The sequence below is a fragment of the Armatimonadota bacterium genome (genome assembly GCA_017993055.1).
GTDB lineage: Bacteria > Armatimonadota > UBA5829 > DTJY01 > DTJY01 > JAGONM01.
In genome coordinates, this window is record JAGONM010000021.1 from 22,396 (window position 1) to 37,147 (window position 14,752).

Annotated in this window: 14 protein-coding genes; 13 read left to right on the forward strand and 1 reads right to left on the reverse strand. The window is 57.1% G+C overall.

What is annotated here, in order from left to right; translation table 11 throughout:
• The first annotated feature begins 20 nt into the window (after positions 1-20).
• The 13 genes from uvrC (at position 21) to KBC96_09255 (ending at position 13,957) form a co-directional block, all read left to right on the forward strand.
• On the forward strand, positions 21-1,859 hold the full coding sequence (gene uvrC, locus KBC96_09195) for an excinuclease ABC subunit UvrC (protein MBP6964569.1): 1,839 nt from the start codon (positions 21-23) through the stop codon (positions 1,857-1,859).
• 195 nt (positions 1,860-2,054) lie between these two features.
• Positions 2,055-2,423, forward strand: a complete 369-nt coding sequence (locus KBC96_09200) for a methylated-DNA--[protein]-cysteine S-methyltransferase (GenBank protein MBP6964570.1) — start codon at positions 2,055-2,057, stop codon at positions 2,421-2,423.
• Entirely contained in the window at positions 2,420-2,785 is a 366-nt protein-coding gene (locus KBC96_09205) for a phage holin family protein (GenBank protein ID MBP6964571.1), read from the forward strand. Before KBC96_09200 ends, KBC96_09205 begins: the two co-directional genes overlap by 4 nt.
• A gap of 9 nt (positions 2,786-2,794) precedes the next feature.
• Complete coding sequence (gene rapZ, locus KBC96_09210; GenBank protein ID MBP6964572.1) at positions 2,795-3,658, forward strand: RNase adapter RapZ; 864 nt, start codon at positions 2,795-2,797, stop codon at positions 3,656-3,658.
• Positions 3,659-3,798: 140 nt separating this feature from the next.
• The gene (locus KBC96_09215) at positions 3,799-4,992 is read left to right on the forward strand and encodes a YvcK family protein (protein ID MBP6964573.1); all 1,194 of its coding nucleotides are present in this window, start codon (positions 3,799-3,801) and stop codon (positions 4,990-4,992) included.
• Positions 4,993-5,145: 153 nt separating this feature from the next.
• Positions 5,146-6,159: a type I glyceraldehyde-3-phosphate dehydrogenase gene (gene gap, locus KBC96_09220; GenBank protein ID MBP6964574.1), complete on the forward strand. Its 1,014-nt coding sequence runs from the start codon at positions 5,146-5,148 to the stop codon at positions 6,157-6,159.
• A gap of 99 nt (positions 6,160-6,258) precedes the next feature.
• On the forward strand, positions 6,259-7,473 hold the full coding sequence (locus tag KBC96_09225; protein MBP6964575.1) for a phosphoglycerate kinase: 1,215 nt from the start codon (positions 6,259-6,261) through the stop codon (positions 7,471-7,473).
• A 13-nt stretch (positions 7,474-7,486) separates the two neighbouring features.
• Positions 7,487-8,284, forward strand: a complete 798-nt coding sequence (locus KBC96_09230) for a triose-phosphate isomerase (protein MBP6964576.1) — start codon at positions 7,487-7,489, stop codon at positions 8,282-8,284.
• Between the two features lie 14 nt (positions 8,285-8,298).
• A complete protein-coding gene (locus KBC96_09235) occupies positions 8,299-9,117 on the forward strand; it encodes a DUF72 domain-containing protein (GenBank protein ID MBP6964577.1) in 819 nt (272 codons plus the stop codon).
• A 536-nt stretch (positions 9,118-9,653) separates the two neighbouring features.
• A complete protein-coding gene (gene guaA, locus KBC96_09240) occupies positions 9,654-11,201 on the forward strand; it encodes a glutamine-hydrolyzing GMP synthase (protein MBP6964578.1) in 1,548 nt (515 codons plus the stop codon).
• A gap of 6 nt (positions 11,202-11,207) precedes the next feature.
• Entirely contained in the window at positions 11,208-11,753 is a 546-nt protein-coding gene (gene hpt, locus KBC96_09245) for a hypoxanthine phosphoribosyltransferase (protein ID MBP6964579.1), read from the forward strand.
• 269 nt (positions 11,754-12,022) lie between these two features.
• Positions 12,023-13,303: a transcription termination factor Rho gene (gene rho, locus KBC96_09250; GenBank protein ID MBP6964580.1), complete on the forward strand. Its 1,281-nt coding sequence runs from the start codon at positions 12,023-12,025 to the stop codon at positions 13,301-13,303.
• Between the two features lie 81 nt (positions 13,304-13,384).
• Complete coding sequence (locus KBC96_09255; protein ID MBP6964581.1) at positions 13,385-13,957, forward strand: bifunctional nuclease family protein; 573 nt, start codon at positions 13,385-13,387, stop codon at positions 13,955-13,957.
• Between the two features lie 365 nt (positions 13,958-14,322).
• On the opposite strand, the gene KBC96_09260 is transcribed toward KBC96_09255, so the two are convergent.
• Complete coding sequence (locus KBC96_09260; protein ID MBP6964582.1) at positions 14,323-14,733, reverse strand: response regulator; 411 nt, start codon at positions 14,731-14,733, stop codon at positions 14,323-14,325.
• Positions 14,734-14,752: the final 19 nt, after the last annotated feature.

Genomic DNA, 14,752 nt, shown 5'->3' on the forward strand with positions numbered 1-14,752 from the left:
ACGCACGGAGCGTATTCGCTATGAAAGACAAACTCGCGGAGAGGCTGTCTCATCTGCCCGACAGGCCCGGGGCCTACATGATGAAGAGCTCCGAGGGAGAGATCATCTACGTCGGGAAGGCTTCCTCGTTGCGCAGCCGGGTCCGTTCATACTTCCAGAGTGGTCAGGCTCACCCGTCCAAGGTCGCCGTCATGGTTACCCACGTTGCGGACGTTGATTGGATGGTAACGGACAGCGAGGTTGAGGCACTGATGCTCGAGTGCAATCTGATCAAGAAGCACCGCCCCAGGTACAACGTACGACTCCGCGACGACAAACACTATCCGTATCTTTGCGTCACCATGTCCGAACCCTATCCGCGAGCCATCGTGACCCGCAGGAGCAAACGCGACGGCAACCGCTACTTCGGACCGTACACGGATGCGAGGGCCCTCAGGGAGAGCCTCCGCCTCATTCGGCGCGTCTTCAGAATCCGGGGCTGCAATAAGAAGCTCACTGGCAGGGAAGCAGATCGCCCTTGTCTCAACCTGCATCTGGGAAGATGCGATTCGCCTTGCTCAGGCGCGATCAGTCGAGAAGACTATCGCCAGACGGTGCACGACATATGTCTATTCGTTGAGGGAAGGTTGGACTCGATATCTGCGCGAATCGAAGCGGAGATGAATGAGGCATCAGAGAGACTCGAGTTCGAGCGGGCGACCAGACTCCGTGATCAGCTTCACGCAATCCGCAGGTTCGCCGAGAGGCAGAGGATGATCAATACTGATCAGATCGACCGCGATATCATTTCGATTCTGAGTTCCAACGGTTCTACCTATGCCCTGCTTGTCTTCATCCGCTCGGGCCGGGTCATAGGTCAGGAGCAGTTTCAGCTGGATGGCCCGGACGACGAGGATTCCCCCGGGACGGCCGTCGCTGGCTTCATCAAGCAGTACTACCGCGACGCTGTATACGTCCCCAGGGAGTTACTGGTATCTCACGCTCCCGAGGATCACCGCCTGCTGGAAGATATGCTGTCCGTACGGCGAGGTAGCCGGGTTACCATAAGCCGGCCTCTTCGTGGCGAAAAGAAGCGTCTAGTTGAGATGGCGCAGCAGAACGCGCGGCTGCTTGCGTCTCGGGAGGAAGATGAATCGGCGCAGCATGAAGAGAGTCTGGCGAGTCTCGCAGAAACCCTTGGGCTTGCCCAGCTGCCGAACAGGATTGAAGCCTTCGATATCTCGAATACGCAAGGTAGACTCTCAGTGGCGTCAATGGTTGTGTTTGAGAAGGGGTTGCCCGCAAGAAGAGAGTATCGGCGCTTCAGGATTCGAACTGTGGACGGGCCGGACGACTACGCTTCCATTCGTGAAGCCGTGCGGCGAAGGTTTTCTGCGGCGTCGGCAAACCCGAAGTTCTCATGCTCTCCTGATTTGGTCGTCATTGACGGCGGACCGGGACAGCTCTCGGCCGCGCTGGAGGGACTGGTCGAAGGGAGCGGGGAATGCGACCTCGATCACAGAGGCGATATAGTCTTCATCAGCCTTGCCAAGCGTTTCGAGGAGGTGTATCTTCCTGGCAAGGACGAGCCGCTCGTCCTTGCCAGGAGTTCGCCGGGGCTTCGGTTGCTGCAGAGGGTTCGCGATGAAGCTCATCGCTTTGCACTATCGTACCACCAGAACCTGCGCCGCAAGAGCGCAACGAAATCCGTGCTTGAGGACATTCCGGGCATCGGCGATCAGAGGCGGAAGGCACTCATAAAGCGTTTCGGTTCTCTGAAAGGCGTGCGAGCAGCTTCCCTGGAGGAGATCCAGTCCACCCCCGGTATGAACCGGAAGACCGCCACGGTACTCTATCAGGCGCTGCGCCCCGATGAGTGAGCGATGCGTTGGGCGGCCGATATCTGATATAATGCCGGCTGGGGAATGATGGATAGGCGGTTGTATGTATTTGAGACGCAGATGGGCTGGGTCGCCATTGTGGGATCCCGCGAGCTGATCTCCCGCCTCACTCTGCCAAGACCCTCTCGGGAGGAAGCCGCATCGCATGCGCTGGGCGGTGGCGGAGGCGACGCTGTGGAATCGCCGAACGATTTTTCCGGGGAGTGCGGGCGGATCAGGAGGTATTTCGCGGGACATCCTGTCACTTTCTCATGCGAGCTGGACATCTCCGCGCATACCCCGTTTCGGCGCGCAGTCTGGAGTGTCGTTCGCGGGATTCCCTACGCTGAAACCCGGACCTACCAATGGGTTGCTGAACAAACCGGTCGGATTCGGGGCGCGCGGGCGGTCGGTCAGGCTCTAGGCTCCAATCCGGTGCCCGTCATTGTTCCATGCCACAGAGTAGTTCAGTCAGACGGATGCCCCGGCGGGTTCAGCCTCGGGAGTCGATGGAAGAGGATATTGCTCGAGATGGAGCAGGGCCAGAGGGCGGTGCAGAGATGAGAGGTCTTCTTGTTCGGTGGGTGATCAGCGCGGTCGCGCTGTACGTGACAGCGTTGGTCGCCCGGTTGGTGGAGCTTGGCATCGAGGTAAGTGGGGCGCCGGGTGCGCTGCTTGCGGTTGCGGTTCTGGCTGTCGTAAACGCTCTGATCCGACCGCTTGTACTGCTCTTGACCCTGCCGTTGAATTGCCTGACACTCGGCTTGTTTACCCTTATCGTAAACGCATTGATGTTCTGGCTCGTCGGCGCGGGATGGGTCCCTGGCTTTCGGGTGGACGGCCCGCTTCCGGCGATCTTCGGATCGGTAGTGATGGGTATTATAGCGGGTTCGGCCAACCATCTTCTATCGCGCGGGGAGAAGTGAGAGCTGGATATGAACCTAGTAGTTGTCACGGGGATGTCCGGGGCAGGCAAGACCCTTGCGATCAGGGCCTTCGAGGATATGGGCTATTTCTGCGTGGACAACCTCCCTCCCAGCCTACTGCCCACCCTGAGGGATTTCTGCGGGAACCTCGACAGTTGTCCCGTTGGGAACGTAGCCGTCGTCGTTGACATACGATCTGGCCGGCCTCTGGATGAACTGGCCAGAACATTCCCGGATCTCTCCAACGGATACGGGCAGGCGAGGATTCTGTTCCTCGATGCCACTGATGAGGTGCTGATCCAGCGTTTCAAAGAGACGCGACGCAGGCATCCGCTCTTTGACCGAAGCCATGGTATCATCGAGAGCGTGTCCGAGGAGAGGCGGATGCTGGTCGAGTTCAAGGAGTTAGCGGACAAGGTCATCGACACGTCTGACTTGGAGCCGAGCGTACTGAAGTCTGAGATCGTGAACTACTTTGGTGCCGATACCGTGAACGCGGGGATGATCGTTACCGTGACTTCCTTTGGATTCAAGTGGGGGGTGCCACTTGATGCCGACCTGGTGTTTGACGTTCGGTTTCTCATCAACCCGCACTGGGTGCCTGAGCTCCGTCTTTACGATGGACGTGATCAACCGGTTCAGGACTACGTAATGGGCGACGACATGACTCGCCAGTACCTGGATAAGCTCTGCGATCTGATAGGCTTCTCTCTGCCTCAGTACGAGACGGAAGGCAAGGCCTATCTGAACATCGCCATCGGATGCACCGGCGGTCGGCATCGATCGGTTGCGGTCGCCGACGAACTCGGAGCTTTCTTCAGGGAGCGGGGATATCGCACGATCGTCGAACACCGAGACGTCGGCAAGTCTTAGGAACACCATCAATGGCTGGTAGAAGGCGCGTCAAGAGTCTGTTCAAATGGCTGTATCCGGGGATGCGCGTGAAGAGATGGCTGGCCCTCACGCCAATAGGGCTGTTCTTCGTTGTCGTAGGAGTCGTCCTGTTCACCAACATGCAGGTCGTGGACTACCTGAATCTCGGCGCAGGACTGCTCTTCGAGAAGACCGGCCTCATCCTGACACAACCAAGCGTTCACATCCCGGTATCAATCGCGGCGATAGGCATCGGACTGATTCTGATATTTATCAGTTTCCGTCAGGTAATCGGTTCGATCGCCAGCGTCATCAGTCCTGAAGACAAGGATCGGCTCGCCGACGTCATCTACAAACGACGGTATCTCGCACAGGGCCACAGGATCGTGGTGATTGGCGGCGGAACAGGTCTCTCCACTATGCTGAGAGGTCTCAAGGAGTATACCAGCAACATCGTGGCCATAGTCACGGTCAGCGACGATGGCGGCAGTTCGGGTGCTCTCAAGAGCCATATGGGCATGCTCCCTCCCGGGGACATTCGCAACTGCCTGGTGGCATTGGCCGATGCCGAGCCGCTGCTCTCCGAGTTGTTTCAGTATCGCTTCGATACCGACGATGGCCAACTGGCCGGTCATTCGTTTGGCAACCTGCTAATCGGAGCGATGACCGATATAACCGGGGATTTCGAGCGCGCCGTAAAGGAGACCAGCCGTGTACTGGCGATCCGGGGAAGCGTGCTGCCTTCGACTCTGCAGAACGTGAACCTGCGGGCGGAGATGGAGGACGGTGAGGTAGTGTGCGGCGAGTCACAGATAGTCGCTTTCGGAAAACCTATTAAGAGAGTGTCGCTGGTCCCGGAAGACGTGCGACCGATGGAAGAATCCTTGGACGCGATTCGCTTGGCGAATGCCATTATCATAGGTCCGGGGAGTGTGTATACAAGCGTGATCCCTAATCTACTCGTCAATGGCATATCGGATGCAGTGGCGGCATCCAGAGCTGTCAAGGTCTATGTGTGCAACGTGATGACTCAACCGGGCGAGACCGATCGTTTTCAGTCGTCGGACCACGTCAAGGCGGTTGTCGAGCATGCCGGACGCAGGATATTCGATTACGTGCTGATTAATCGGGAAGCACCTTCTCTGCGACTTCTTGAGAAGTACGAGACGCAGGGGGCTCACCTTGTGTCGCCGGACGATGCCACTGTTCGCGATATGGGGTACACGCCGATCACCGGCAACTTCATCAGCCAGACCGAAGTGGTGCGCCACGATCCCCAGAAACTGGCGCAGGCCATACTCCGCTTGGTATCGGAGAAGTCGTTCTTTCCGTAATGAACGCTTGACACCGGAAACCCCCTCGCTATAAAATAAGTAGCGGTTTCCCCGGCGCGTAATGACACGTCTCGGTGTCACGCGATGATACTGCGCGTCGCCGGAAATGTTCCCGAATCAACGGGAGACTACTAGAACAGAGGAGGTTCATACATGGCTGTGCGAGTAGGCATCAACGGTTTCGGCCGGATAGGGAGGCTCTCCCTTCGCACCATGATGGAGCGGTATCCGAATGAGATTGAGGTTGTGGCGCTGAACGACCTTGTTGACGCGAAGACGAACGCACATCTGCTGAAGTACGACACTAACTACGGCAATTTCCCCGGTGAGGTCTATGCAGAGGACAAGGACATCGTCGTAAACGGCAAGAAGATTTATGTTTACGCTGAAAAGGATCCAGCGGCGATACCCTGGGGCGATCAGGGCGTTGACATCGTTCTCGAATCTACCGGCGTGTTCACGGATGCTACGAAGGCGGTGGCGCACATTCACGACGGCGTGAAGAAGGTCATCATCAGCGCACCCGCAAAGAACGAGGACGTTACAGTCGTGCTCGGAGTCAACGAGGGTCAGTACGATCCGGCCAAACACAGGATCGTGTCCAACGCTTCCTGCACCACGAACTGCCTCGCGCCCTTCGCCAAGGTTCTACAGGACAGCTTCGGAATCCAGAAGGGATTCATGACTACGGTTCACGCCTACACGAACGACCAGAAGATGCTTGACCAGGCCCACAAGGACCCGCGAAGGGCTCGCGCGGGCGCCGCGAACATCATACCTACGACTACCGGTGCGGCGAAGGCAATCGCGCTGGTCATGCCGGAGTTGAAAGGCAAGATGCACGGCCTCTCCCTGCGGGTGCCTACGCCAACCGTCTCCCTGGTTGACCTAGTGGTGAACCTGGAGAGAGATGTCACGGAGCAGGAGATCAACGACGCGGTCAAGGCTGCGGCGAACGGCTCGATGAAGGGAATCCTTCAGTATTGCGAGGACCCCGTGGTATCCATGGACTTCAAGGGAAGCCCGTATTCCAGTATTTTCGACAGTCTCTCCACAATGGTGCTTGGCGGCAACATGGCGAAGGTCCTTGCCTGGTATGACAACGAGTGGGGCTACTCCTGCAGAGTGGCGGACTTGATCGACCTGATGGTGAAGAAGGGTCTGTAGAGACGCTTCGTTTACTCCCGTAACAAGGCAAGACGGGGCCAGGTAACCTGTGCGAAACGGGTCTTGCCTGGCCCCGTATTCCGTCGAAAGGAGATCAGTATGCAGAAGAAAAGTATTACCGACATCGATGTTCAGGGCAAACGTGTCCTTGTGCGCGTGGACTTCAATGTGCCTCTGGACGAGAGCCGCAATGTCACCGACGACAGGCGCATACGGGCGGCGATGCCCACGATTGAGTACCTCCTGAATCATGGAGGCAGAGTCATACTTGTTTCGCATCTCGGTCGTCCGAAGGGCGGCCCGAAGGAGGAACTTCGGCTCGACCCGGTTGCGAAGAGGCTCTCCGAGTTGCTTGGCAAACCAGTGACGAAACTGCACGATTCTATTGGTCCTGAGGTCGATTCTGCAGTCAGCCGCATGCAGCCAGGAGAAGTCGTGTTACTCGAGAACATCCGTTTCTATCCTGAGGAGGAGGCCAACGACCCCGAGTTTGCGAAGAAACTCGCTGCGCTGGCCGAGGTGTATGTGAATGACGCCTTTGGCACGGCGCACAGAGCCCATGCCTCGACGGAAGGTGTCGCACACTTCCTTCCGACAGCGGTTTCTGGGTTTCTCATGCAGAAGGAGATTGACTACCTCGGGAACGCGTTGAGCAGCCCGGATCGGCCGTTTGTCGCGATTCTAGGCGGGGTCAAAGTATCTGACAAGGTCAAGGTCATAGACAACTTGATCGACAAAGTTGACGCCCTCCTTATCGGCGGCGCGATGACCTACACGTTTCTTGTCGCGAAGGGCCTGAATGTCGGCAACTCGATGGTAGACGAGCCGGGCATACAGCTGGCGAAGGATGCCATGCGGAAGGCTGCGAGTCGAGGCGTCGAGCTGCTGCTACCGGTTGACACGATTGAGGTTGAGCTTCCGGCCGACTTCGACATTCCGTCCGGAGTTCCCGCCGATGTGAAGATCACGACCGTGCCGACCGAGTCCATGTCTGAAGGATTTCGCGGCCTTGATATCGGTCCGGATACTATCCGGCTCTTTGGCGAGAGGATCAGAAGCGCCCGAACGGTCATCTGGAACGGTCCGATGGGTGTCTTCGAGGATGCCCGATTCGCGAATGGTACCCTCGGAATCGCCAAGGCGATGGCTGATTCCTGCGGCACTACGATCGTCGGCGGAGGTGACTCCGCGGCTGCAATCGAGCAGATGGGCTATTCGGAGAAGGTGAGCCACGTCTCAACCGGAGGCGGGGCTTCCCTTGAGTTCCTGGAAGGCAAGGCGCTTCCGGGCGTTGTGGCTCTAAGCGACAAGTAGGAAGGAACGTGGCATGCGAATACCTTTGATAGCTGGTAACTGGAAGATGCACAAGACCGTAGGAGAGGCGGTCAGCTTCGTTGAGGAGCTTAGAGTCAAGGTGGCAGGGTTGGACAAGATCGAAGTTATTGTCTGTCCTCCGTATACGGCCATTTACGAGGTGGCACGGACTCTGATGGGAGCAAAGGTCGGCGTCGGCGCTCAGGATGTGTTCTGGAAGGGGCAGGGCGCCTACACCAGCCAGGTCTCGGCTGGCATGCTCCTGGACGCGGGATGCACATACTCGATCATCGGGCACTCTGAGACAAGAGGCCGCTTCGGCAAGGTCGAAGAGGGGATGACCTCCGAACTGCTAAGGCATTTCGGAGAGACGGACGAGAGCGTGAACAGGAAGGTTCGCGTGTCTTTGGATGCCGGTCTCAAGCCGATCATGTGTTGCGGTGAGACGCTGGACGAGCGCAAGGCCGGCAGGACCGACGATGTGATCCGTGTCCAGGTGGAGGTCGGTCTGAACGGATTGACCCCTGCGGAAGCGGCCGGTATGGTCGTCGCCTACGAGCCCGTGTGGGCGATCGGCACGGGTGAGGTCTGTGGCACTCCTGAGGCGGAGCGCGTGTGCGGAATGATACGGGGTGTGGTACGCGGTCTTTTCGGCGATGCTGCCGCAGAGGGTATTCGCATCCAGTACGGCGGAAGCGTCAAGCCCGATAACGCGCGCGACCTGCTGAGTCAGGCTAACATTGACGGCGCATTGGTAGGCGGAGCTAGTCTGAAGGTTGACGATTTCATGGGTATAATACGCTCCGCATAACGACCGGTTGACTCATGGGAGACATACTGATCGGCACATCCGGCTTCAGCTACGACGACTGGCGCGGTTTCTTCTACTCCAAGGGCCTGCCTAAAGGGGATATGCTGGCTTACTACGCTACGAAGTTCCGGGCGGTGGAGATCAACTCATCGTACTATGCGGTCCCTCTGCCCGCTACCTTCGAGCGCATGGCGGAGAAAACTCCCGACGGCTTTCGATTTGTGGTGAAGGCGCACAAGGATATCACGCATGCTCCAGATCCTGATTTCTCCGTGTTCAGGTACTTCAGCACGGCTGTACAGCCGTTAGTTGCATGCGGCAAACTCGGATGTGTTCTCGCGCAGTATCCTTGGGGTTTCCGCAAGAGCAAAGTCAATGAGGGGAGGTTGCGGCAACTGCGGGAGGGATTTGGCGACTTGCCGCTAGTTGCGGAGTTCCGGCACTGCAGTTGGGTGGCTCGCGATGTAACCGCGCTGCTGAGGGGACTGGACATCGGGTATTGCTGCGTGGATGAGCCGAGGCTGAACGGCCTGATGCCGCCGATCGCAGGCGCTACCTCCGATATCGCCTATGTTCGCTTTCACGGTCGGAATGCCCGCAAGTGGTTCAATCACGGGGAAGCCTGGGAACGGTATGATTACCTCTACGCGGGAGATGAGCTGGCCGAATGGACTCCGAAGGTCAAGAGGCTGGCCTCAAGGAGCAGGGAGACCTATGTGTTCTTCAACAACCACTACCAGGGTAAGGCCGCTCAGAATGCCGTGATGTTTGCCGAAATGTTGGGCGTGACCCTGCCCGAAGGTGGTGAGGGACAGATCGAGGAGGCGATCTGAGAGGTCATGCACGGCAGGTGTGGAGAAACCGAGATCAGAATCGGCGGCAAGGAGTTCGTGATTCTGCGCGAATACGGGGTGCTCGCGATACTGGAGTAAACCCTATGGCCTCCGCTCGAAGCAGAGTGGCTATCGCGCGGGGATGTGGTGGGAGTCGGCACGTTGGGGCTCGTGGTTCGAGACGCGGTCATACGAAGACCTCTTCCCAACACACCGAGGAACCTACGCGAGAAACTACCTGGATATCCTGATTCGCACTTGACAGACGAAGCCCGTTTTGTTAGAATTAAAACGCATCCGGCGGGGTCTCGTGACAGCCGAGATTCCCCTGATCCTCTAAGCCCAACGGATATCCTACCGGTATATAGTTTCGTGCCCGTGCTTCAGGGTTTGTCGCGTAGTCCAAATCATTGTAGTTCCGGTGTCGCGTCCGTTGCGGAGATGAGATCCACCAGAGTCTGCAGAGGGGCTTGGTCTTTGATCATTGCGCCTTGCTGCGCGCAGGCCTTGAGCGCACGAGCCCAGATGTTTTCGATATGAAAAGCCAAGATATACAGCACGAACTCGTCGTTGTCCTCGACTTCGGCGCTCAGTACAGCCAACTTATCGCCAGGCGAATTCGCGAGTGCAAGGTCTACTCTGAGATACTCCCATTCGACACACCAGTCGAGCACCTCGAATCTCTACGGCCGTCTGGCATAGTTCTATCCGGCGGTCCATCCAGCGTCTACGAGGGAGGTGCTCCGTCTTGCGATGCGGCCATATTTGAGATGGGAGTTCCGGTGCTGGGCATATGCTACGGCATGCAACTCATGGCCCATCTGTTAGGCGGTAAGGTTCTTCCGGGGGACAAGCGCGAATACGGTAGGACCGCGCTAGGGATCGTCAACGAGGATGGGCTCTTCAAAGGCCTGGGGCCTAGCTTGGAGTGCTGGATGAGCCATGGCGACGCCGTTAACGAGGCACCGGAAGGCTTCCAAGTTCTCGCGCGAACGGACAACACTCCGGTGGCTTCGATGTTTGACCCACGGCGCCGGCTCTGCGGGGTGCAGTTTCATCCCGAAGTTGCCCACACCCCCAGAGGCATGGAGATTCTCAGGAACTTCCTCTATGAGATATGTGATTGTCGAGGGTTGTGGACTATATCGTCGTTTGTCGCCGAGGCGGTGGCAGCGATTAGACAGCAGGTAGGCGACGGCAGAGTGGTTTGCGGACTAAGCGGCGGCGTTGACTCTTCAGTAGTCGCGGCGCTGATACACAGAGCCGTCGGCGAGCAGTTGACGTGCATTTTCGTCAATCATGGTTTGTTGCGTAAGAACGAGGAAGAGAAGGTTCGCGCCACGTTTGCCGATGCTTTCAACATCAACCTGGTGTATGTGGACGCGGAAGAGCGGTTTCTCTCCAAACTGAACGGTGTCACGGATCCGGAGCAAAAGCGGATGGTTATCGGTGAGGAGTTTGTCCGTGTCTTCGAAGAGGAAGCCGCCAAACTGGGCGATGTCCGATTCCTCGCACAGGGTACGCTCTACCCGGACGTGATAGAGAGCGGCACGGATACTGCCGCTGTGATTAAGTCGCATCACAACGTAGGCGGCCTTCCCGACGACATGAAGTTGGAACTGGTGGAGCCGCTTCGAAATCTGTTCAAGGACGAAGTCAGAAGGGTGGGGGATGAACTGGGCCTGCCCGCGGAGATCACGTGGCGCCACCCATTCCCCGGACCCGGTCTGGGGATACGCATCATAGGCGAACTCACCAAGGAGAGACTCGACATTCTTCGCGAAGCGGATGCCATCGTCATCGAGGAAACAAAGGCCGCTGGCTTGTACCGTGACCTATGGCAGGTATTTGCTGTTCTCCCATGCGTTCGGTCGGTGGGCGTGATGGGTGACCAGCGTACCTACTCATATCCGATAGTTCTGCGTGCGGTGACGAGCGAAGACGCGATGACTGCTGACTGGGCTCGACTTCCTTATGAGGTTCTAGAGCGCATAAGCAACCGCGTGATAAACGAGGTGAAGGGCGTCAACCGTCTGCTGTATGATGTAAGTTCCAAGCCGCCTTCGACGATCGAGTGGGAGTAGCGGCAGATGTCCCAGCTAGATGGCATTGGCCGGGTACTCCTGACCACCGAGCAGATATCTGAACGGGTGCGAGAGATCGGCGATCGAATCTCGGCCGATTATGAGGGAAGACAACTCGTACTCGTTGGGATACTCAAGGGTGCGTTCGTCTTCCTGGCTGATCTGGTGAGAGCGGTCACTATACCGGTTGAGGTTGATTTCGTTGCGTTTTCGAGCTATGGGGCTTCTACAACTTCGTCCGGGGTCGTCCGGATACTCAAAGACCTTGATGAGAGCGTCGAGGGGAAACACGTCCTGATAGTTGAGGACATCATTGACACGGGGCTCACCCTGAAGCTGAGCTATATGGTGGAGAATCTCAAGGCACGAAAGGTTGCCGGAGTCAGAATCTGTACCTTTCTCGATAAGCCGAGTCGGCGAGAGACCGACATCAACCCGGACTATGTGGGATTCGTTGTGCCGGACGAATACGTGATCGGCTACGGCCTAGACCTGAATGGCATGTACAGGAACCTTCCTTTCATAGCGGCATTGGGAGATGGACGGAAGTAACCTTCGTCCGATGCGAGGATGTACGACGTCGCAGTTGCTCGGATATGGGGAGATGTTTTCATAGACAAGAAGCGGTGAGAGATGGTATAATTCCCGTTGATACAGAAGAATCCCCTGCGCCGTAGCGAGCGGCCGCCGGATGATGATCACCTCAGTTCACTTACCCGTACCCTGGCAGATGTGAATGCCAGATGTTCCGGTTCGATTCTCGGAGCTTACTTTCCCATACTCAGTCACTATTATCCATCCCATAAAGAGGTGCGGTCATAATGGAGACACTAGAACTCGCGGATCTCGAGAGCAAGAGCGTGGAGGAGATCCAGGACATCGCCAAGGAACTCGGTATTGGCACTGACGAAGACGACCTTCAGAAGCAGGAACTGGTCTTCAGAATTCTGCAGGCCCAAACTGAGCAGAGTGGGCTTATCTTCGGTCAGGGGACCTTGGAGATTCTTGCGGACGGGTGGGGGTTTCTGCGCAGGAACAAGAACTTTGCGCCTGATCCAGAGGATATCTACGTCTCTCAGTCGCAAATCAAGAGATTCGGGCTAAAGACTGGCGATCTGGTATCCGGTCAGGTTCGTCCTCCGAAGGAGAGCGAGAAGTATTTCGGCCTCCTTCGAGTGGAGGCCGTCAATGGTCTTGATCCCGAGGTCGCTCGCCGTCGCGTCAACTTCGACGATCTCACGCCAATCTATCCTAACGAGAGAATCGTTCTTGAGACCGACGGCAAGAACACAGCAGCACGGTTCATCGATCTGATTGCCCCGATCGGCAAGGGACAGCGAGGAATGATCGTGGCCCCGCCCAAGGCGGGCAAGACCACAATATTGAAGACTATCGCCAATAGCATCACTGCCAACCATCCAGAGATCGTCCTCCTGGTTCTGCTGATTGACGAGCGCCCCGAGGAAGTCACGGACATCCGCCGCTCTGTTAAGGGCGAGGTCATCAGTTCCACATTCGATGAGATGCCTGAGAACCATATGAGAGTATCCGAGATGGTCCTCGACAAGGCGAAACGCCTGGTTGAGTCGGGTAGGGATGTGGTCGTTCTGCTTGACAGCCTGACCAGACTCGCGCGAGCATCCAATCTCACTGTTACTCCGAGCGGCAGGACACTCTCCGGTGGACTGGATCCGTCAGCGCTCTACAGGCCGAAGCGGTTCTTCGGTGCGGCGCGGAATATTGAGGAAGGTGGCAGCCTCACCGTGCTTGCGACAGCCTTAGTCGAGACGGGCAGTCGCATGGACGATGCGATATTCGAGGAGTTCAAGGCGACTGGTAACACTGAGCTGGTGCTTGACAGGGGATTGGCCGAACGCAGAATATATCCCGCGATTGACGTCAAACGCTCAGGGACACGGCACGATGAACTCCTGTACGACGACGATACGCTGAAGAGAATCTGGCAGTTGCACCGTTTGCTGTCTGCACTAGGAGCGGCGGAGGCGACCGAACTTCTGATAGACAGATTGGCGCATACGAAGACGAACCTGGATTTTCTTAAGATAGTTGACAAGACGATGAAGAGCAGCGACCCGGATTGAGGAGACCACTCTGCCGTCGCCTACAGGACTGGTGTGGGGCATCCCACGCATACGACCGGCTGGAAGTGAGAGGATTGCATCGTGACGGAAGACGAACAGCCCTTCGATCAGGAACCCGAAGCAGAGGGAGAAGAAGGATCTCACGCGGATGATAGCGATCAGGACCCCGGCGCAAGCCCGGACCGGTCGTTCAGCTCTGAGATAGAGAATCGCGTCCCACGAGACCTCGAGGAGAAGGAGGTCAGGGTGATGGGTGTCTACGAACATCTCGAGCAGGGCATGGAGCCCGCAGCCTTCGTCCTCCTGCGAGATGATCAGGGCCGCCAGGTTCTGATATGGATTGGACGTTACGAGGCTTATGCAATATCTCTCGCCTTGGAGGGTACCACTCCGGACCGCCCAATGACACACGACCTGATGAAGAGCCTGATTGATCGTCTAGGGGGATCGATGGAGCGCGTTGTCATTGATGACTTGTGGCACGAGACCTACTACGCGAAGATCTCCGTGGCGAAGGGTGACAGCGTGTTGGACATAGATGCGAGACCGAGTGACGCGATAGCCCTCGCACTCAGAGCAAGGGCCCCAGTATTCGTTGCCGAGTTCGTTCTTCAGCAGGCCGCGGTCAGCGAGGACTTGATACCGCCCGAGTAGTGTGCAGTTAACATAACAAACATTATCAGGCGTTCCGTCTCGCTCAAGAAAGGGTGAGAGACTTGTGTCAACCCCTCACCCTTGTGCGCCTATAATTTCGTCATGTCGCTGCAGCAAATGTCAGCCTACTGGTGACTCAAGTAAGACCCCGAGACCGGACTCGATCTCCCGTATCTTTGCGTGGCACTGCGCTATGATATCCTGTGCGTCCCGAACCGGATGCACTGGCTCTCTCCGCGTTCGCGTGAACAAGTATAGTCCTACAACAAGTCCGCCGACGACTCCCGCGGTCACCCCCAACACAGTCGCCAATCGTCCATTCGCGTCCACGTCCACTATCCTCCGCGTCCTTACCAGTTCGCAGACTACTTGAGTTCGTATCTCTTGCCGCCGAAATCGTCCTGGTCCAGTGACTTGAAGATGCGCTGGACGAAGGACAGCAGTTCCATCGGGTTAAATGGTTTCGTCAGATAGCAGTCCACACCAGACTGCCACCCTTTGAAGACATCCGCGTCCTGGGCTTTTGCTGTCAGCATTATTACAGGAATATCACGCGTACTTGGGTTGCGTTTCATGTTCTGCAGCACTTCAAAACCGTCCATATACGGCATCATAACGTCAAGGATGACGAGATCGGGGCGCTCGGAGTCCACCTTCTCAAGAGCCTCGCGCCCGTCATAGGCCGTCACCACTTCATAGCCTTGCCGTTCCAGGTTCACCTGAATCAGTCGGACTATGTGCTTCTCGTCGTCCACAGTCAGAATCTTCCGAGGCATCCTCGTCCTCCTCCAAGAC

Coding starts and splice junctions, on each gene's coding strand:
- KBC96_09225 (MBP6964575.1), top strand. CDS start 6,259: ATGCAGAAGAAAAGTATTACCGACATCGATGTTCAGGGCAAACGTGTC.
- uvrC (MBP6964569.1), top strand. CDS start 21: ATGAAAGACAAACTCGCGGAGAGGCTGTCTCATCTGCCCGACAGGCCC.
- KBC96_09260 (MBP6964582.1), bottom strand. CDS start 14,733: ATGCCTCGGAAGATTCTGACTGTGGACGACGAGAAGCACATAGTCCGA.
- rapZ (MBP6964572.1), top strand. CDS start 2,795: ATGAACCTAGTAGTTGTCACGGGGATGTCCGGGGCAGGCAAGACCCTT.
- guaA (MBP6964578.1), top strand. CDS start 9,654: ATGAAAAGCCAAGATATACAGCACGAACTCGTCGTTGTCCTCGACTTC.
- rho (MBP6964580.1), top strand. CDS start 12,023: ATGGAGACACTAGAACTCGCGGATCTCGAGAGCAAGAGCGTGGAGGAG.
- KBC96_09230 (MBP6964576.1), top strand. CDS start 7,487: ATGCGAATACCTTTGATAGCTGGTAACTGGAAGATGCACAAGACCGTA.
- KBC96_09215 (MBP6964573.1), top strand. CDS start 3,799: ATGCAGGTCGTGGACTACCTGAATCTCGGCGCAGGACTGCTCTTCGAG.
- hpt (MBP6964579.1), top strand. CDS start 11,208: ATGTCCCAGCTAGATGGCATTGGCCGGGTACTCCTGACCACCGAGCAG.
- KBC96_09235 (MBP6964577.1), top strand. CDS start 8,299: ATGGGAGACATACTGATCGGCACATCCGGCTTCAGCTACGACGACTGG.
- KBC96_09205 (MBP6964571.1), top strand. CDS start 2,420: ATGAGAGGTCTTCTTGTTCGGTGGGTGATCAGCGCGGTCGCGCTGTAC.
- gap (MBP6964574.1), top strand. CDS start 5,146: ATGGCTGTGCGAGTAGGCATCAACGGTTTCGGCCGGATAGGGAGGCTC.